The sequence below is a fragment of the Geobacter sp. AOG2 genome (genome assembly GCF_019972295.1).
Lineage (GTDB): Bacteria > Desulfobacterota > Desulfuromonadia > Geobacterales > Pseudopelobacteraceae > Oryzomonas.
Genome location: NZ_BLJA01000001.1, coordinates 1,216,860 through 1,236,482 on the forward strand (window position 1 = coordinate 1,216,860; position 19,623 = coordinate 1,236,482).

At 55.6% G+C, this 19,623-nt stretch carries 12 protein-coding genes; 8 read left to right on the forward strand and 4 right to left on the reverse strand.

Annotated elements, in window-relative coordinates; genetic code table 11:
* Genes LDN12_RS05675 through yhbY form a run of 4 tightly spaced genes read right to left on the reverse strand, consistent with a single transcriptional unit; the run spans position 1 to position 3,136 of the window.
* Positions 1-423: a YraN family protein gene (locus LDN12_RS05675; protein ID WP_223921706.1), complete on the reverse strand. Its 423-nt coding sequence runs from the start codon at positions 421-423 to the stop codon at positions 1-3.
* A complete protein-coding gene (locus LDN12_RS05680; RefSeq protein WP_223921707.1) occupies positions 420-2,159 on the reverse strand; it encodes an aldehyde ferredoxin oxidoreductase family protein in 1,740 nt (579 codons plus the stop codon). The genes LDN12_RS05675 and LDN12_RS05680 overlap by 4 nt, the downstream gene beginning before the upstream one ends.
* 6 nt (positions 2,160-2,165) lie before the next feature.
* Positions 2,166-2,819 carry an HAD family hydrolase gene (locus LDN12_RS05685; RefSeq protein WP_223921708.1) on the reverse strand — a complete coding sequence of 218 codons (654 nt, stop codon included), beginning with the start codon at positions 2,817-2,819 and terminating at the stop codon, positions 2,166-2,168.
* Positions 2,816-3,136 carry a ribosome assembly RNA-binding protein YhbY gene (gene yhbY / locus LDN12_RS05690; protein WP_223921709.1) on the reverse strand — a complete coding sequence of 107 codons (321 nt, stop codon included), beginning with the start codon at positions 3,134-3,136 and terminating at the stop codon, positions 2,816-2,818. The genes LDN12_RS05685 and yhbY overlap by 4 nt, the downstream gene beginning before the upstream one ends.
* Positions 3,137-3,379: 243 nt before the next feature.
* Here yhbY and shc point away from each other — a divergent pair, with 243 nt between their 5' ends.
* From shc to LDN12_RS05730, 8 genes are all read left to right on the forward strand, one after another.
* Positions 3,380-5,428, forward strand: a complete 2,049-nt coding sequence (gene shc, locus LDN12_RS05695; protein WP_223921710.1) for a squalene--hopene cyclase — start codon at positions 3,380-3,382, stop codon at positions 5,426-5,428.
* A 148-nt stretch (positions 5,429-5,576) separates the two neighbouring features.
* A complete protein-coding gene (gene hpnA / locus LDN12_RS05700) occupies positions 5,577-6,569 on the forward strand; it encodes a hopanoid-associated sugar epimerase (protein ID WP_223924034.1) in 993 nt (330 codons plus the stop codon).
* Between the two features lie 43 nt (positions 6,570-6,612).
* The gene (dxs, locus tag LDN12_RS05705; RefSeq protein WP_223921711.1) at positions 6,613-8,487 is read left to right on the forward strand and encodes a 1-deoxy-D-xylulose-5-phosphate synthase; all 1,875 of its coding nucleotides are present in this window, start codon (positions 6,613-6,615) and stop codon (positions 8,485-8,487) included.
* Between the two features lie 192 nt (positions 8,488-8,679).
* A complete protein-coding gene (gene hpnH / locus LDN12_RS05710; RefSeq protein WP_223921712.1) occupies positions 8,680-9,678 on the forward strand; it encodes an adenosyl-hopene transferase HpnH in 999 nt (332 codons plus the stop codon).
* A gap of 532 nt (positions 9,679-10,210) precedes the next feature.
* Complete coding sequence (locus LDN12_RS05715; RefSeq protein WP_223921713.1) at positions 10,211-10,639, forward strand: pyridoxamine 5'-phosphate oxidase family protein; 429 nt, start codon at positions 10,211-10,213, stop codon at positions 10,637-10,639.
* A 119-nt stretch (positions 10,640-10,758) separates the two neighbouring features.
* Positions 10,759-12,432, forward strand: coding sequence for a cytochrome c (locus LDN12_RS05720; RefSeq protein WP_223921714.1), 1,674 nt, complete (start codon positions 10,759-10,761; stop codon positions 12,430-12,432).
* A 312-nt stretch (positions 12,433-12,744) separates the two neighbouring features.
* Complete coding sequence (locus tag LDN12_RS05725; protein WP_223921715.1) at positions 12,745-18,375, forward strand: right-handed parallel beta-helix repeat-containing protein; 5,631 nt, start codon at positions 12,745-12,747, stop codon at positions 18,373-18,375.
* A gap of 35 nt (positions 18,376-18,410) precedes the next feature.
* Positions 18,411-19,610, forward strand: a complete 1,200-nt coding sequence (locus LDN12_RS05730; protein WP_223921716.1) for a multicopper oxidase domain-containing protein — start codon at positions 18,411-18,413, stop codon at positions 19,608-19,610.
* Positions 19,611-19,623: the final 13 nt, after the last annotated feature.

Genomic DNA, 19,623 nt, shown 5'->3' on the forward strand with positions numbered 1-19,623 from the left:
TCAGTATGCCAATTCAAACGCATTTAAAATGTGCTCGATCTCAGGTGGACCGCCATTTGCTATGAGGATTGCGATCACGTCGAAACGGGCATTCACGTCCTGTTGCCGGTTTTGGGCCAGCCACGTCAGGGCCGCCTTGGATATCTGGCGCTGCTTGAACGGGGTGACTGCCAGTTGGGGCACACCGTAAGAGAGGCCACGGCGGGCCTTGACCTCCACGAAGACCAAACTCTTGTCACGCGGGTCGCGGGCGACGATGTCCACCTCGCCTCCCTTGCAGCGGTAGTTCCGTTCCAGGATGTGATATCTTTTATCTTTGAGAAACGAAACAGCCAAATCCTCCCCCAGGTTGCCGATACTCCTGTTGTCCATGGGCAGCGGTTCGGCTTGACCGGGAGAGGCGTCCTTGCCGAACCATCTCATGGCAATTTTTCCAGGAAACCTGCATCATCAAAGCAGCCATCGGCATTCAGCCCCCTGATGCGGTAATACTTGTCCAACTCTTCTTCAAAGCGTTGCCGGTCGATGGGGGGGATGTGTATGCCATCACCGCTCGTGCCCGGTTCGCTGAAAAAACGCTCCGGCAGGCAATCGTTCTTGCGGGAGAAGCCGTTGACACAGTTATAGAAACGTTCGGTCAGGCAGATACGACGGCCGATCTCCTTTAATCGCTGGGGGGAGTACTCGGTGCCGGTGGTGGCGGTCAACAGTTCGGCGTATTCCTCCAAGCTGGCGCCGAAGAAGGAAAACTTGCAGGCTACCAGGGAATCCACGGCGGCGTTGGTGTCCTCGGCGATGGTGATGATGCGGGCTTTGCCGGAAAAGGAGAAACGGTCGGTGGGCACCGGCTTGCGTAGAATCTCATGGGAAATGGGATAAGCCCGCAGGTGGCAGCCGCCCCGGTTGCTGGTGCAGTACGCCAGTGCCATGCCGTAGGCCCCGCGCGGATCGTAGGCGGGCAACTCCAGAGACTTGACGCTCATGGAAAGTTCCGGCCGTCCCATGGTTTCCGCGAGGCTGCGGGAGCCAAGCGCCAGGAGTTCGCCGTCCCCGCGGCGCAGGGCCATATCCTCCAGCAGGCCGGGAATTTGCTCTGCCGTGGGGAATTGTCCCCTGATCTCGCCCCAGGCCGCCAGGGTGGCGGCAGCCGTGATGGTGTCCAACCCCAAATTATTGCAGATGCGGTTCGATTCGACAATGGCGCGGAGATCGTCCACCTTGTTGAGCGCTCCGAAATGGGAAACGGTCTCATACTCCGGCAGATGGCCACCATCTTTCGACGATTTTTTGCACTGGATCGGGCAGCCGTAACAGCCGTCTTTGCGTGCCCCGCAGGCCTCTTTGATGGCGGGGCCGGAGTAGTTGGCCGAGTGCTCGAAGAAGGTTTTGCGGAAGTTTTCGGTGGGGGCCATGCGGCGTTGGGCCATCAGGTCCACCAGCACCGGGGTGCCGAATTCGGCAATGCCCAGGGGGCCGAAGATCACCGGTGAGGCCTTGAAGAGCCGCATCACGTCCTGGCGGGCCTTGTCGAACAGGATGGGGTCGGCGATGGCCGTCACGCCGTCGCCATCAACCACGACACCCTTGAGGTTTTTGGACCCCATCACGGCGCCCAGGCCACCCCGGCCGACCGAATTGCCTTCGCCCATCATGATGCTGGCAAAGGGGACGCCGTTTTCGCCGGCCGGCCCGATGGCCGCAACACTGCCGTGCTCCTTCAGTGCCTCCACCGTGGTGGGGATGTCCTTGCCCCACAGGTGATGGGCCGGGAATATCTCGACAATATTGGACCGGATGGCCAGCACAACCGGCTCGGGGCTTCTGCCGGTAATGGCAAGACAATCCAGCCCGGCTGCTTTCAGGCGCCAAGCGAACCTGCCGCCCGCGGAACAGTCGTAGATGGTGCCAGTCAATGGGGAGCGGGAAATCACCGAGAGGCGTGCAGCAGTCGGGGCCGGGGTTCCGCACAGCGGGCCGACGGCAAAGATCAGCGGCATGGCCGGGTCAAAAGGCGCAAGCCGAAAATGGTCACGCATCAGGCGCACCCCCAGACCACGGCCGCCGAGGTATTCCTCCAACAATTTGTGAGGGATTGCCTCGCGTTGCGCGGTTCCTGCGCTCAGGTCAACCCTGAGTATTGTGCCGGTCCAGCCGTTCATGGTCTCTTAGACACCATTGTTTAACAGGATGGTTGCCACATCATGGGGCGCAGAGGCGCGATGATCGGCCCCCGCCAAATCCTCCGCCCCGCCGTAGCCCCAGGTGCAGCCAATCGTGGTAACACCTGCCAGTTGGCCGGCTTCTATATCGTTGATACTGTCCCCGATCATGATCGCTTCGTGGGCGGTAATGCCGAGGCGCTCCATAACCCGGAGCAGGGGTAGGGGAGCAGGCTTCATCTCCGGAAAGGTGTCTCCTCCGCAGATAATTTCAAACAGCCGGGCTATACCGAGCGCTTCCATGATCAGGTGGCAGAGAGCCTCGTGCTTGTTGGAGATGACCACCAAGCGGATGCCGTTTTCGGCCAGCCGCTGCAACATCTCCCGTACGCCGGGATAAAGTAGGCTTTTGTTTGCCACATGGGCGCTGTTGTAGTCCACGAACAGTTCGATACCACGTGCGATAGCTTCCTCCGATTCGGTTTCGAGCGCGCGCCGAACCAGATTATGGGCTCCTTTGCCCACCAGTCGGCGCACCGAGGAAGCTGTCAGGGAAGGGTGCCCGAAGCCGGAGAGCATGTGGTTAACGGCATCGGTCAGGTCGTCCAGCGAATCCACCAAGGTACCGTCCAGGTCGAACAGGGCCGCACGTATGGTCATGACTGCTTTGCCTTGGCAGGTTTGTCCGCTTTCGGCAGGACGATAACCGGCGTCGTCGCCGGTCGGTAGAGCAGGAAAGTTCTGCCCAATACCTGGGCAATGTCGGCATTGCACGACCCTGCCAGTATGTCGGCGGCCTCGTTTTTGTCCAGAAGGCAGCTCTCCTGCAGTTTTACCTTGATCAACTCATGGCAGTCCAAAGCCGCATTGGCTTCCTTGATCAAGGCATCTTCAATCTCCTTCTTCCCGATATGGATGACCGGTTTGAGGCTATGCCCGAGGGCGCGCAGGTGGCGTTTCTGTTTTCCCGACAACATACTGAATATCTCCTTGATTTTTGTCACGTTCGTGGCTGATTTATCGTGTATAACATACCAACCCTTGGGTGGCAAACCACAATATGAAGCCGATATGCCCGACGGTGCGTTGTGTCAGTGTCACAGTTATGTATCGGGAATATGAAAAAGAATATACATTTTTCGGTTAATATGTTATGAAAGCACAATTTAGCTGACAAATGCCCCGGCATTGCCCTATTGCGCTCATCAGGAGCTTTGTTAATGAATTCAAATAAATACCCGATTTCCGCGGCACTGACATCTTTCAATTCGGAAACGGCTGCACCAGCTAGTGATTCCCCCAAAAAAACGATTGCCAAGGTACACCATCTGCCCCCTTCCATCTGGAAGAAGATGGTGGGCGATGCAAAAAGCCCGCTTGACAAGGCCATCGAACGGAGCCGTGATTTCTTTTTCCGGGAGCAGTTGCCGGGCGGTTACTGGTGGGCCGAATTGGAATCGAACGTCACCATCATCGCCGAATATCTCATGCTCTTCCACTTTCTGGGAATGGTGGACAAGGTGCGCGAGCGGAAGATGGCCCACTATATCCTCAGCAAGCAAACCGAGGAAGGATATTGGGCTATCTGGCACACCGGCCCCGGTGACCTCTCGACCACCATTGAAGCCTATTTTGCCTTGAAATTGGCGGGATACCCGGCAGATCACCCGGCCATGCGCAAGGCGCGGGAGTTCATCCTGGCCAATGGCGGCATCATCAAGTCGCGTGTTTTTACCAAGATATTCCTGGCGCTGTTCGGCGAGTTTTCCTGGCTTGGCGTTCCGTCGATGCCGATCGAGTTGATGCTCCTGCCCAACTGGGCCTATTTTAATGTCTACGAGCTGTCCAGTTGGGCACGGGGAACCATTATCCCGCTTTCGGTGGTCATGGCCGAGCGTCCGGTGCGCAAGCTGCCCCCTTGGGCGCGGGTACAGGAACTTTACGTCCGCCCGCCGCGGCCGACTGACTATACCTTCAGCAAAGAAGACGGCATTCTTACCTGGAAAAACTTTTTCATCGGCGTGGACCACCTGCTCAAGGTTTACGAGTCCAGCCCTATCCGGCCATTCAAGAAGAAGGCCACCTCCGTTGCCGAACAGTGGATACTTGATCATCAGGAGCCGACCGGCGATTGGGGCGGCATACAGCCGGCCATGCTCAATTCGATCCTGGCCCTGAACTGCCTGGGCTACGCCAACGATCATCCTGCTGTTGTCAAAGGGCTTGAAGCCCTGGCCAACTTCTGTATCGAAGACGAAGATGGCTTGGTGCTGCAATCGTGCATATCGCCGGTCTGGGATACCGCACTGGCACTTGTCGCCATGCAGGAGGCCGGTGTCCCCGCCGATCACCCGGCTCTGGTCAAGGCAGCCCAATGGCTGCTGGATCTTGAGGTGCGCCGTAAGGGGGACTGGCAGGTCAAGGCCCCCGAACTGGAGCCGGGCGGGTGGGCCTTCGAGTTCCTCAACGACTGGTATCCGGATGTTGACGACTCCGGTTTTGTCATGCTGTCAATCAAGGACATCAAGGTCCGGGATCGCAAACATAAGGAGCAGGCTATCAAGCGCGGCATTGCCTGGTGTCTGGGGATGCAAAGCAAGAATGGCGGGTGGGGAGCTTTCGATAAGGACAATACGAAATACCTGCTGAACAAAATTCCCTTCGCTGACCTGGAAGCCCTGATTGACCCGCCTACTGCCGACTTGACCGGTCGTATGCTGGAGTTGATGGGTAACTTTAACTATTCCAATAATCATCCGGCGGCCATGCACGCCCTATCATTCCTGAAGAAGGAACAAGAACCGGAAGGCCCATGGTGGGGCCGCTGGGGGGTCAACTACATCTACGGCACCTGGTCGGTGTTGTGCGGATTGCAAGCCATCGGCGAGGATATGACCCAGCCGTATATCAAAAAAGCGGTCAACTGGTTCAAGTCCAAGCAGAACATGGATGGCGGATGGGGAGAGGTCTGCGACTCCTACTTCGACCGATCTCTGATGGGCAGCGGTCCGAGCACCCCTTCTCAGACAGGGTGGGCGCTACTGGCTCTTATGGCTGCTGGGGAAGTCCATTCCAAAACAGTGACCCGTGGCATTGACTACCTGTTGAACAACCAGAAACAGGACGGAACCTGGGACGAAGACGCCTTCACCGGTACCGGGTTTCCCAAGTTTTTCATGATCAAGTACCACATTTACCGTAATTGTTTCCCGCTGACAGCGCTGGGCAAGTACCGTCGCCTGATCGCGGAAGGCGGGGATAGGAAATAGCGCCATACAGCCGGCACGTATATCCTGATTCGCTGGGAAGCCCCGAATTTTCCGTATTCCGGGGCTTTCCCCATTTATGAAGTTGGCAATATTCCTCAAACGGTGCATGCTGTTCTGGGGAGGTATTCAGCGGATACATTGAATGGCTATGAAAACATTTATCACCGGCGCGACCGGTTTCATCGGCGCAAGCATTGTCAGGGAGTTGCTGAAGGACGGCCGTGAGGTGCGCGCCCTCGTGAGGGCCGGGTCGGACAATTCAAACCTGGCGGGTCTCGACATCGAGATCTGGAAGGGCGATCTGCAGGACCACGACAGTCTGCGCCAGGGGCTGAAAGGCTGTGACGTGCTCTATCACGCTGCCGCCGATTATCGTCTCTGGACCCGTAACCCTCAGCAGATGTACCGCATCAACGTCGAAGGGACTCAAGCTATCCTGGGGGCGGCCTTGGAAAATGGCCTCTCAAGGGTAGTCTACACCAGCAGCGTGGGTACCCTTGGCAATCCTGGCAATGGTACGCCGGGTACCGAAGATACTCCGGTGACCCTGGCCGACATGGTGGGACATTACAAAAAGAGCAAATTCCTGGCGGAACGGGAGGCCGAAAGGTCTATCAGGCGCGGACTTAATCTGGTAATCGTCAACCCATCAACGCCGATCGGACCGCTCGATATCAAACCGACCCCTACCGGCAAGATCATTGTCGATTTTCTCAACCGTAAAATGCCGGCTTACCTGGATACGGGGCTCAACATCATCGCCGTTGAGGATTGCGCCCGAGGCCATATTCTGGCGGAGCAGAAGGGCCGCGTGGGTGAGAAGTATATCCTTGGCAACACCAACCTGACCCTGCGGGAGATTTTTGGGCTGCTGGAGGAAATTACCGGCCTGGCGGCGCCACGGGTGCGGTTACCCTACACGCCGATCCTGCTGGCGGCCTATGTCAATGAGGGTATTGCCCGTATTACCGGCAAAGAGCCGCTGATCCCCTTGGCAGGGGTGCAGATGGCAGCAAAATTCATGTTTTTTGACTCGACCAAGGCGGTCCGTGAACTGGGCTTGCCCCAAACGTCGGTGAAAGACGCTCTGCAACGCGCCGTAGAGTGGTTCAGGTACAACGGGTACGCGCGCAATCCGTAACCATCGCTGTCCTGCACAGTGATTTTTCGATGGAGAAAGAATCATGTACACATATCTCGACCAGATAGACTCTCCGGCTGATCTGAAAAAGCTCAAGCCCGAGCAATTACCGGCCCTGGCGGAAGAGGTGCGGAGCTTCCTGCTGGAGACGGTCTCGACCACGGGCGGCCACCTGGGCTCGAATCTGGGTGCGGTGGAGTTGACCATTGCCCTGCATTACTGTTTCGACTCGCCCCGGGACAAGATCATCTGGGATGTGGGGCATCAGGCCTATACTCACAAAATCCTCACCGGGCGGCGTGAGCGTTTTCCCACTCAACGCCAATACAAAGGGCTTTCCGGGTTTCCCAAACGTTGCGAGTCCGAGCATGACGCCTTTGGCGTGGGGCACTCGTCCACTTCCATTTCGGCCGGCCTCGGCATGGCGGTGGGTAGTGAACTGGAGGGGACCAGGAACCACGCCATCGCCGTTATCGGGGATGGCTCCCTGACCGGCGGTATGGCATTCGAAGCACTCAACCAAGCCGGGCATCTCAAGAAAAACCTGATTGTCATTCTGAACGACAACGAAATGTCGATCTCCAAGAATGTGGGTGCCTTTTCGTCGTTCATCTCCCGCAAGATGACCGGCCGCTACTTCCGCGACCTGAAGAAGGAGATGCAGGGGCTTCTGCGTAATATCCCGGCCATCGGTACGGATATTCTTCACTTTGCCAAACGGGCGGAAAACTCGCTGAAAGGCTTTCTTACTCCAGGATCGCTTTTCGAAGCCCTGGGGTTCGATTATCTGGGGCCGCTGGATGGCCACGATCTGGCGCAACTGGTAGAGGTCTTCAACAATATCAACCAACTGGACGGCCCGCTTCTGGTGCATGTCATGACCACCAAGGGAAAGGGATACAGGCCGGCTGAGGAGACACCCGACAAGTACCACGGAGTTGGAGCGTTCGATGTTGCCACCGGCAAGGGCGCACCCAAGGCGGGCAGCAAGTCGTACACCGACGTATTTGGCGAAACCATGGTGCAGTTGGCCGAACAGGACCCCAAGATTGTGGCCATCACGGCGGCCATGCCGGATGGAACCGGCCTCAACCGTTTTGCCGAGCGTTTCCCGAAGCGATTCTTCGATGTGGGCATCGCCGAACAGCACGGCATGACCTTTGCCGCCGGCCTTGCCGCCGACGGTTTCCGGCCGGTGACCGCCATCTATTCCACCTTTGTGCAACGTGCCTACGATCAGGTTTTTCATGACATCTGCCTGCAAAATCTGCCGGTGACCATCGCCATGGACCGGGCTGGACTGGTTGGCGACGATGGCCCGACCCATCACGGCGTCTTTGACCTCTCCTATCTGCGTCATTTGCCCGGCATGACGCTGATGGCCCCCAAAGACGAGAACGAGTTGCGTCATATGCTCAAGACTGCTCTTTACTCCGGCGTGCCTATGGCCCTTCGCTATCCGCGTGGAGCAGGCTTTGGCGTAGAGATGGATAGCGAGCTGAAATCCCTGGAAATCGGCAAGGGAGAACAGCTCGTCGAGGGGAGCGATGTGTGCATTGTCGCCATCGGCTCAACGGTCTATCCGGCCCTACAGGCCGCCGAGGCCTTGAAGGAGCGGGGCATCTCGGCCGGTGTAGTCAATGCCCGATTCGTCAAACCGCTGGATGCCGATCTGATTCTGACCGCCGCCGGGAAGACCGGCCGTATCGTCACCGTTGAGGAAAATGCCCTGCAAGGAGGCTTCGGCAGCGCCGTGTTGGAACTGCTCATCGATAACGGCCGCCACGATGTGAAGATCAAGCGTCTTGGCATCCCGGACCATTATGTAGAACATGGCAGCCAAGCCCAACTGCGCAGGGATCTGGGTATCGACGCCGAAGGTGTCGTGGCCGCTGTTGAAGATTTTGTGAGATCGTAATACACTTTAAGCATTACTAATACCTGTCACTGAGATACAGAGACGCGGAGAATGTCACCATCAAAATATGGGTAAAAATAAACCTTTGACTTGCGTGAGTAACCCCTTGAATCTGACTTTCTCCGGTTTTCCCCTGTGTTTCTGTGTCTCCGTGGCAGATTCATTGTTGTAAAAATTGAAAGGATTAAGCACATGCGTTTTCCGATGCGCCTCAACTACGACCTAACGAAGTACATTGTCAGTAACAAACTCAACAAGGTAGAAAAATACCCCCTTGTCCTCATGCTCGAACCGACCCATCTTTGCAACCTGGCCTGTTCCGGCTGCGGCCGTATCCGGGAATACGCCGATACCATCCAGGAGATGATGAGTCTGGAGGACTGCCTGAAATCAGTGGACGAATGTCCCGCGCCCGTCGTCACCATCACCGGCGGCGAGCCGTTTCTCTACCCCCCTGTTTACGATCTGATCCGTGGCGTGCTCGACCGGGGTAAGCATATCTATCTCTGCACCAATGGCGTACTTTTGGAAAAGGCGCTGGACAACATGAAGCCCCATCCCAATTTCACCCTTAACGTCCACATGGACGGCCTGGAGGAAACGCACGACCGCATTCTGGAGCGCAAAGGCGCTTTCAAGATGGCTATGGAAGGGATCAAGAAAGCCAAGAGACTGGGGTTTCGCGTCTGCACCAACACGACCATCTTCAAGGAAACCAACTTGCTGGAAATCGAAATGCTCTTTACCCATCTGGAGGAGATCGGGGTGGACGGTCTGCTGGTGGCCCCCGGTTTCGGTTACGAGGCAGTGGGGGAAAAGCTGTTTCTGGAACGTCGCGACATAGAGAAGAAGTTTGCCGAGGTCTATGAGATGAGCAAGAAGCATCGCTTCTTTTCGACCCCCATGTATCTGCGTTTTCTTAAGGGGGAGAAGAAGTTGGAGTGCACCCCCTGGGGCAACCCCACTCGCAATCCGCAAGGCTGGAAGGCTCCCTGTTACTTGATTACCGATGCCCATTACCCAACCTTCAAGGAGATGATGGATAAGACCGATTGGAACAAATACGGTGTGGGCAAGGATCCTCGTTGTGCGCAGTGCATGATGCATTGCGGCTTTGAGCCGACAGTTGTCGGAGAGATCGGCAAGAGCTTTAAGGATATTGTCGAAATGATGATCTGGAATCTGACATAGACTTCTTTACTGCTGACCAGGGTCGCTAAACGATTTGAAGTGACCTGTTCAATGAAAAGCCCACTCCTCTCGGAGTGGGCTTTATCTTTATGAGCTACTTACCTTACTGAGCGAGACCAAACGTGAGAGAAACAACGGAGCCAAACGGTCGATGGATGTGATCCCGGGTTCGCTCTGGAGAAATACGTATGGTTCAGAATACCTGATAATCGACCCTTACCTATGGCTCTCCTCTCTTCGTTGGCGCCTTAGTCTGCAATATAAGTTGCATAAGCAATAATAATGTATTCAGCTCTCCGTTGGCTATTTCAGGCCGATTATCTGGATTAATATCCATCATATCCGCAATATTTATTGCATCTGGTATCTGGGGGCAAAAACGTGTTTAGGTGTAATATGCTAATTTTACTGCGGATATTATTATTGCAAAGTTGGCGTAGAAACTGCCTTAGGTAATTATGCAAATATGGTAACACACGTTGCACCAGAGGTTTTTTTCAGTCACCCGTTCTATGCCGGTGGGGGCAGTCAAATGATTTCGGAAGCACTTCGTCGATTTATAGAAGGCATCCCCTTAGTCTATGTCGCTTCAGCGGATGCAAAGGGGTGTCCGCATCTGGCCGCCGGGAACCATTTGACGGTGAGTAACGAGTCGCTGCTGGTGTTTGAAAATTGGTTCTGTCCGGTAACCTTGCACAATATTGCCTGCAATTCTCATGTTGCCGTCGTTTTGTCAGTACCCGGTTCGACGAGAGGCTACCAGTTGCTCGGCAGGGTCGTCAAGCCCCGTGACGACGCGGTTCTCGAGATTTCTGGTCACAAGGTTGCGCCGTCAGGAACTACGTTGGCATTGACCAGGTTCATGGTCAAGGTCGAAAAGATCATGGAGTTCTCAACGGGCGTCCATTTCGATATTCCCATTGATCCCAACTGTTCGCTTGACCTGCCGGAAGGTGGGTGACGCCTCAGAGTAATTCGGCTGGCCGGTCTGAAAACGTCTTCAACGATTTCAAACATTCTGGATTCTGTGACTCTCTTTGCATCTACTGGTGGGTAAGGTCGGCAACCATGATACCAAGTATGACTCTTCTGCGGAACATTGTTTTGTCTCTCCTGATCAGCCTTTTGGCGGGCGGGACAAGCTATGCCGCCGAAAATGTGCCACCTGAGAAAATACGCCTGGGAGAGGCAATGTACCTTGAAGGGATTCTGCCGTCAAAAGAGCCGATGGAAGCTATCGTAAAGGGAGACATTGTTGTCTACGGGACTGTTTTTTCCTGCACTAGTTGCCATATGCGTAGTGGATTGGGCTCATACGAAGGACAGGTTATAACTCCACCTACCAATGGCACAACGCTCTTTAGGCCTTATTATGGCGGCCCCTCCCTGAGCGACGCAGAACTGGCCAAGATCCCCAAGCTCTATCGACAACCGATTCGCAGGCCAGCCTATACGGACGCCACCTTGGCGCGAGCATTGGGAAGTGGTATCGACCCATCGGGGCGTGAGTTGAATTCAGTCATGCCGCGCTACCTGCTCAACGATGCCGACATGGCGTTGCTCATTGCTTACTTGAAACAATTGTCAGCCACCTATTCCCCTGGGGTTTCAGATACAACCATTCGTTTTGCCACCGTTATCACCGATGCTGTTACTTCAGCTAATCGTGATGCGCTTGTCAAGCCTCTCGAATCCTACATAACCATGCACAACAACCAGGCCTCTTCGTACGTATCCCGGGCGAGGACCGGCGGAATCGGTGCGGAGATCATGGACTTGGCCTACAGGAAGATCACGCTGGATGTGTGGGAATTAAAGGGCCCCTCCGAAACTTGGCGCGCACAGTTGGATAAGCTTTACCACGATAAACCGGTCTTTGCACTGCTTGGCGGCATAACCGACAATGAATGGCTTCCCATACACCGATTTTGCGAAGACAATCGCGTTCCCTGCATTTTCCCCATTACCGATCTTCCAGTCATTTCAGACAATGATTGGTATACGCTCTATTTTTCAAAAGGGCTGTACCAGGAGGGAGAGGCCGCTGCCCGCTTCCTGTCGGGCAGAAAACCTTCCACTGAAACCCTCAACGTTGTACAGGTTGTTGCACCTTCACGGCGTAGTGCTGAGTTGGCCCGGGGATTTGAAGAAACATGGGCTGAACTGGGACGCCCCTCCTCCACAGTCCAGACTTTAAGGTCCAACGAGGCAATCACCGTGGGTTACCTTGAAGAACTTCACAAAAAATATCCCATGGCGATTGTTCTGCTCTGGACCGATAAGCTCAGTCTGCAAACGTCGGAAATGGTTGGGACTGATGCAGATTTTCAAGAATTTTTCATATCATCAGGTCTGCTCGGCGAAAAATTCCGCGATCTACCCGCCAAACTGCGTCCAACAACCTACATCACCTACCCTTATCGTCTCCCCCAAGATGAAATGGTCTACAAAAACTTGGCTGTTATCTGGCTCAACAGCCGTCGGATCACAGCAGACAACCAGAGGATAGCAACCAGGACATTCTCCTTGATCAGTCTTGTTGTGGAATCTCTCATGCATATGAAGCGCAATTTTTACCGAGATTATTTTCTGGACGTAATCAGTATGTTACGGGATGTCTCAACCTCCCCCGATTACGTTCGGCTCAGCTTTGGCCCAGGGCAGCATTACACTTCGAAGGGGTGTTACATCGTCCAACTGTCACAAGATTCCAAGCCACAGCTTATTGCCAAAAGCGATTGGGTGATCCACTAGTCAGGCCTTGGATGTCTGTTCCGAAATTTCGTTTTTCACCTTGTAACTGGTGCCGGCAACGTTACTGATTTGAAACGCAACGATTTCCATATACGATTAAATTGCTCAATAATTCTAGCACTTACTTGTTTTATTCTTGACTTATTTAATGGAATAAACAAGGCTAAGAACCATTATGTCTGACGGCAATTGATATTTTGTGTCGAATCGACAGAGCGTTACCCTGCATACCAATTAATGGCGATCAAATGCTGCTGGAGGTCTTGTATGGCAAAAAAATCTGGAGTGATCGTTTGGTGTGAGACATGGTGTATGTTGGCACTGCTTATGGGTATACTGATCGTGGGTAGCCCCTTTGACGCCATGGCCTCATTTACTATCAAGGTCGCGGAAAAGGATCGAGCCTCCGGACAAATTACCGGGTACCTCACCGATTTCAAATGGGTGGTCCAGGAGGATAACACCCACCCCAACTACGACGGACCCGGAGGAACAGCCGGCGTCTACAACAACTTCGATGCCTTGTCGGTGTCGATCCACAAGAGCCACGCCAAGGTTCTTGCCAGCGGCACCGGCGCCAATCCGGTGGTCAACCTGCCCCCGACGGGTCGCTATTTCGTCTCCATCAATGCCCCTGGGCACTACTCGATCTCAGGCGGCATGGTCAAACCGGGCGACACGCAGGTCACCCTGATTGCCAACCCGTTCCCGGTCCAACTGGCCCAGATCACCGTACTGGTTTTTCAAGACAATATGCCGATCAACGGAGCGCCGGACATCCCCAATGAACCGCCATTGGGCGGCTTCAGAATTTATTTATATGACCAACTCGGCCAGCAGTCCCAGGATGCCTTCGGCAACCCGATCGGCACCACCTACAACAGCGATGCCAATGGTAATCCAATTCTGGATGCCGGCGGCAATGCAACAGTCAAAAGCGTCGGACCAGGTTATGTGCTTTCCAAGAATGACTATATTGATACCAATTTTAACTACAATGCCGTGGTCCCCAATCTGGCACCGGGTAAATATGGTATCTGGGTGCAACCGGCTGACGGCCGCCCCTGGATGCAGGTGTCAACCATTGAGGGAACTCCGGGCATAGATAACTGGGTCCTGGCGGGGGAACCCAACTACTTTACTGAGGTCGGGTTCTTCGGTGTCCATTCTTTCCTCGGGTTTGTACTTCCGGCAGGTTATGTTAACAACAACGGCACGCCTGCTCCCTGTGGCGATGTGGTTCTGGGCAATACCGACTGCCAGAGCCTCGTTCCCAAGTTTCGGACACTGGCTACGGGAGAAACCGCCGGTGAGATCGACGGACAGGTAGTACAGAACCGCATCAACCGTCCACCCCTGCAATTGGGGCTCAACCCCGGCGACCCCGTTCCCACGGCCATTATCGGGCTTTCTGATGTAAATAACGGTAACGCGGCGGTCTTTGCTCTGCAGTGCAACGGAGTTCCAGACCCGGTCACCGGTTCGGTATGCGACGCAAATGCCAAGTTCAGTATCAAGAACGTCCCGCCCGGAACCTACACGCTGAGCATGTGGGATTTGCCCCTTGATCAGATCATCGATTTCAGAACCATCACGGTCCCGGCCACCGGCGGCCAAATAAATGCCGAAGGCTGCCCGTCCACCGATGCGGCCTTTCCCTACTGTCCGAGCCCTATTTACCAGTGGTTCGGTAATCTGGAGGGGAGTGTGCTTTCCGGCAGCCTCTCCAACGGGAAACTCGTACCGACCACATCGGGGTTGTCCAACCAACTGGTCAATCTCAGATTCAGGGATGGCTCCATTTTCCAGTCATCCGTAACCGATCCGGATGGCAACTACTCATTTTCCGAATTTTTCCCCTTCTTCAAGTGGCTGGTGGTGGAAAATGACGCAACCTTCTATAAACCGGTGGGAGCCACGGTTTATGTGGACAAGGGAGGCCCCTTCATTCCCTCGGGCTCTTCGGCGCTTGCTATCCCCTCCAATACGCCTGGTAAGGACGTGCCGCTGTTGGAGAAGCGCACCGACACGGGAAATGTGGTAACCGAGGCGATCATCCAGTATATGGACAACACCGGCCGGATCGACTGGTATAAGCAGCCCTATGCCGCCAACGAAGCGGGCTACATATTCGGAATGGTGTCCTATGCCTTCACGCGCGCTCCGGTTGATCCCTCTCTGGCAGCTCAGGCACCATGGGAACCGGGAGTGCCGGATGTGGAAATGAAACTCTACCGGGTTGACTCGTCAGTGACCGATAGTCAGTATCTTAACGGCTACGACCGGATTTCCGGCAAACCGTTGCTGGTCAAGGACACTGACGGCAACCCCAAGGTGATCGCCACCACCCATACCGACAGTTGGGATAAAAACTTCCCTACCGGGTGCCTGGACAGCATGCGCTCGGCCGGGATCGATATTAATGCCGGCGGCATACCACTGGATAAATATATAGACTGTTCCGAGACCATGCCGATCTGGAACCAGATCAAGCCGGGCGTATTCGATGGTACATATGTATTCGAAAAGGACAGCGAAGGCAACGCTTTGCCGGCCGGCGACTACGTGGTCGAGGCGGTGCCGCCCACCGGGTATGAGATCCAGAAGGAGGAAGATACCAACTTCATCCTCTCGGGACCGGGCGGCTCCGATCTGACCCCATCGGTCCCTCAACCGGCGTCCCTGACCAGCAGGCCAGCCACTTTCCAGCAGTTCCTGGCCTTCCGCAATCACAAAGTCCAGGGAACGTCCAGCGCCAAGCCTGCGGTCAGCCCACCGCGCTGCGTCGGACCGGATCACATCGTGCCGGCGTTTTATGATTACGACGGTGTGACACCGATACCAACGGCAGGCCAGACCACGCCACTCTGCACCATGAAAGTGGTGCAATTGCCGCTCGGACAAAACGTCGGCGCGGACTTCAGAATCTTTACTCCGGTCGAACTGGCCGGCCGGATCATCGGCCTTGTCACCGACGATTTGACGCTTGAATTCCGCCAAGGCAACCCGCGCCTGGGGGACAAACTGGGTCCATCATTCATGCCGGTTTCCATCGACGACTTCAACGGCAACGAATTGCTGCGCAGCTACACTGATGAATGGGGCCAGTACAACATGCTGGTGCCCTCCACCTTTTGGACCAACACCCCCAACCCGACCGGTGTCAGTCCGCATATTATCAATATCGTACTCAACCGACAGTTCAAGCCGGACGGCACTAAGGACAGGTTTTACAAACCGGGGTATCCTACCGCCACATTCCCCATGGATGTGTGGCCGGGCAAGATAACCTACGCCGACACCCCCATCGTTCCGATCAGGCCGGCCATCGACTCCACGCCGATCGACTGCAACTACAGTGACGGCACTCCGGTCATCGCCGAACTCAACAGCACCGACGACGGCCCGATCGTGCTGGCGCCTGTGGACCAGAAAGTGCTGACCATTACGTCGGCCGGCCTGCAACAGGTCTTGAATCCCGACCAGAGCGTGCCCAACTCAACGATACTCAAGGACTACTCCTTTGGGAAATCGGGCAGTGTTTATGCAACGCCCAAAGGGGCCGACTTCGGCAGCCCCTCGACGATCAAGCTCAAGGTCCTGAGCTGGTCATCCACCACCATTACTGCGTCGCCGGTTGACAGTACCACGGCCGCACCCCTGGCAGCCGGTATGTACCAGATTATGGTGGCGCGCGACGACAATCTCAAAACCACCCAGACCGGCATCTCCCTGCATGTTGCCCCCACGTCCACAATCAGAAGGGTCGTGCCGGGCGGCAGCCACGCGATCCAGGATGTTATCGACGCGGCTGGCAACGGCGATCTGGTGCTCGTGCCGCCGGGGACTTACCTGGAAAACCTGATCATGTGGAAGCCGGTAAAGTTGCAGGGATATGGTCCAGGCGTAACCCTGATTAACGCCGGCAACTTCACGCCGCCTGCCCAAGCCGCTTTCACCACCATCTTTGCCGCGGTTACGGCCAACCCCAACTTCATCGTTGACGCTCAACAACCAGACTATTTCCTGGAGCAGGGCGCTGCCGTGATGGTCTTTGCGCCCAGCACGGCCAGCGACCCCGGCGTGCCGGGTCATTCTCTGACTGTACAGCCTTTTGACAGCGGCGCCAACCAGGCGCTGATCGACGGTTTTGCGCTGACCGGCGCCAACAACGGCGGCGGGATCAACGTCAATGCCTATGCGCACTATCTGCAGATCACCAACAACAAGATCTACTCAAACAACGGCACCTTCGGCGGTGGCATCCGCATCGGTGTCCCCACCGCCCAGGCCACCAATAGCGTGACCAAGCCGCTGGCCGGCGGCGGCACTGTCGCGGCCGTTCCGGTATATGCTTCTGCCCTGAACGACAACATGCTGATCAGCAACAATGAGATCACCTTCAATGGCGGCACCGGCTTCAATATCGGCAGCGGCGGAGGGATCGGCCTTTTTACCGGTTCGGACAGCTACCGGGTCACCGATAACCTGATCTGTGGCAACTATGCCCAATTGGGAGGCGCGGGCATCACCCACCAGGGCGTCAGCAACAATGGCCTGATCCAGAACAACAAGATCCTGTTCAATGAGTCCTTTGACGAGGGTGCGGGGATCTTCCTTGCCGGTGAAGTGCCGCTTGCAACCGTCCCGGCACCCTTTGACGGAGTCTCGGAAGGCGTCGGCAACGTCATGATCAACGCCAACCTGATACAGGGTAACAAGGCGGGCAACCTGGGCGGGGGCATCGCCCTGTTGCGCTGCAACGGGCAGGATGTCAGCGCCAATCCCGACAATACGCAGGGGGCGTTCTCCTGGTATCGGACCAGCATCGACAACAACATGATCGTCAACAACCTGAGTGCCGGTTATGGTGGCGGTATCGCGATCTCCGACGCCCTGGACGTGAAAATCACCAACAATACGGTCTCCTACAACGACAGCACGGCCACCGGAGAGCTGGCCTTCGGCAACGTTCCGTTCAACGGCGCCGACGTAGGTTTCAGCCTGCCGAATACCGCCATAACCAAACCGCTTCCGGCAGGCATTGCCACTCAGGCTGTCAGCGGACTGCTGATCGCCAAGATTAGCACCGCGCCGGCGACCGCTCCGCTCAGGCAGCAATCCGACTACCAGAACCCTGCCAACGGCAATCCGGTCTGGTCAGTCAATCCCGAAATGTACAACGACGTGATTTTTGGCAACAAGTCCTATTTCTGGAACGGTTTTGATCCCGCCACCAATGCAGGGATTGCAACCCTCACCGAAGCGGGGATCTGGGATTTGGGCGTATTTGGCGATCCCGGAACTCCCGCAGACCTCGCACCCCGTTTCCTGGTTGCGCATAACTCCCTGTTGACCGGGGCGTCTCAAATCGGGGGACAAAACGGTCCTGGACTCATTCTGCGTTATGACCCGTCCATAAACGGTAACCAACAGGCAGATCCATCTTTTGTCTCAGGGTATCGCAACAGCATCTCCGCCACCCAAGGGGGGGCGGCGCTGGGCAATTTCGTCGCCTTTACCTATACGCCGGTGACGTTGACCGGAAACTACCATATTACCGGCACATCACCGGCACGGGGCGCGGGGGTCAAAACCTGGCTGTCGCCATCCAATCTTGATCTGGATATTGATGGAGATACGCGAGTGGACATCGACCAAGGCGCGGACAACTACAATGCCAAAGGCGATCTTGACGGCAATGGAATCGTCGATCTGACCGATGTCGTGATTGCCATGCGCCTGATGGTCGGTACGGAACCTCAGTCCAGCGTCACCGCGACGATGCTGGGAAATGTCCATGTCGCTCCCTTGAGCGTGACCGGCCGACCCGCCGGTGGCACGGCACACTATGACCTCACCACAGTCCCGCCGACCAACGACGTCAGTCTGGCGGACGTGCTGCTCATACTTAAACGGGCTATAGGCTTGATTACCTGGTAGCTCCCGGCAGCGCCAGCTTTTAACGGAGGAGTCAGATGAAGATTGATTTCAGGAAAGTGTCGGCATATCTGGTTGTGCTGCTGTTCATCAGCGCAGTACCCGCACTGTGTTTCGTCCAGTACGGCACGGGTACCAAGGACACGCGCGATCACTTTGGTGCTACCGACGGCTTTATCAAAATGCCTGATGGACGAGATATCTATGTTTTCGGTTTCACCAACATTTCGTCCCATGTGCACTTTAACAATCATTCGACCTCCAATGCGATCCTGGGCAAAACCCACGCTGACTTCCCGGCACCCACCCTGGATATGATGGAGGGAAATCATCATTATCTGAGCCTGTCAACTCTGGGTATGGCCATGCGACCGGATCTCTTCGACCCTCATACGGTCCATTTCCATGGATTCCCCCAGGCCACCGCGTTCTATGACGGAGAACCCATGTCGACAATTGCGGTCAACCAAGGGTCGGATTTTACCTATTTTTATCAGCTTAACGATCCGGGAACGTACATGTATCACTGCCACAACGAAGCTACCGAACATATGGAAATGGGCATGTTGGGCAACTTGGTCGTGCGGCCCCAGCAGGATGTCAACCGGACCGGACTTACATGCACGGATGGTCGGCCGGCTACTGGTCCCGGCTCTTATAAAGGATTTGATTATGACGATGGAGACTGCAGCACTGGGTATGATCAGGAACTGATCGTGCAGTTCGCCGACATCGACCCGAAATTCCACGATGCGGACTCTTTTGCTCAACCACTTGATTTCGCCGGGTTTGAAGCGCGTTACTTTATGCTGAACGGCCGGGGCTACCCCGATACCGTCGATAACGGTGTCATCTTGAACAGTGTCGATCAGTACCTGGACCAGGCCCCGTATCCCGCTCAAAAGATACCATCGTTGATTACCGCCACTGTTGGGCAGAAGATTCTTGTGCGCCTTTCCAATCTCTCGATTCAGGAATTTTGCACCATCGAGGTTCTGGGGCTTCCCATGCGTGTGGTGGCAAGGGATGCCAAGTTTCTGCGTCGGCCCAACGGCAGGGATTTGAGCTATGCCGCCAATTCGGTGTTTATCGGCGGCGGTGAATCGATCGATTTCATCATCGATACCACCGGCGCGGCACCGGGAACCTATTACATGTATTCGCGCAACCTGGAACAACTCAGTGCGGACCAGATGGACCGCAGTGGCGCCATGACCGAAATACGGATCAATCCCTAAGCTTCGATAATGT

Coding starts and splice junctions, on each gene's coding strand:
- LDN12_RS05680 (WP_223921707.1), bottom strand. CDS start 2,159: ATGAACGGCTGGACCGGCACAATACTCAGGGTTGACCTGAGCGCAGGA.
- LDN12_RS05730 (WP_223921716.1), top strand. CDS start 18,411: ATGAAGATTGATTTCAGGAAAGTGTCGGCATATCTGGTTGTGCTGCTG.
- LDN12_RS05675 (WP_223921706.1), bottom strand. CDS start 423: ATGAGATGGTTCGGCAAGGACGCCTCTCCCGGTCAAGCCGAACCGCTG.
- hpnH (WP_223921712.1), top strand. CDS start 8,680: ATGCGTTTTCCGATGCGCCTCAACTACGACCTAACGAAGTACATTGTC.
- shc (WP_223921710.1), top strand. CDS start 3,380: ATGAATTCAAATAAATACCCGATTTCCGCGGCACTGACATCTTTCAAT.
- LDN12_RS05685 (WP_223921708.1), bottom strand. CDS start 2,819: ATGACCATACGTGCGGCCCTGTTCGACCTGGACGGTACCTTGGTGGAT.
- hpnA (WP_223924034.1), top strand. CDS start 5,577: ATGAAAACATTTATCACCGGCGCGACCGGTTTCATCGGCGCAAGCATT.
- dxs (WP_223921711.1), top strand. CDS start 6,613: ATGTACACATATCTCGACCAGATAGACTCTCCGGCTGATCTGAAAAAG.
- LDN12_RS05720 (WP_223921714.1), top strand. CDS start 10,759: ATGACTCTTCTGCGGAACATTGTTTTGTCTCTCCTGATCAGCCTTTTG.
- LDN12_RS05725 (WP_223921715.1), top strand. CDS start 12,745: ATGTTGGCACTGCTTATGGGTATACTGATCGTGGGTAGCCCCTTTGAC.
- LDN12_RS05715 (WP_223921713.1), top strand. CDS start 10,211: ATGATTTCGGAAGCACTTCGTCGATTTATAGAAGGCATCCCCTTAGTC.
- yhbY (WP_223921709.1), bottom strand. CDS start 3,136: ATGTTGTCGGGAAAACAGAAACGCCACCTGCGCGCCCTCGGGCATAGC.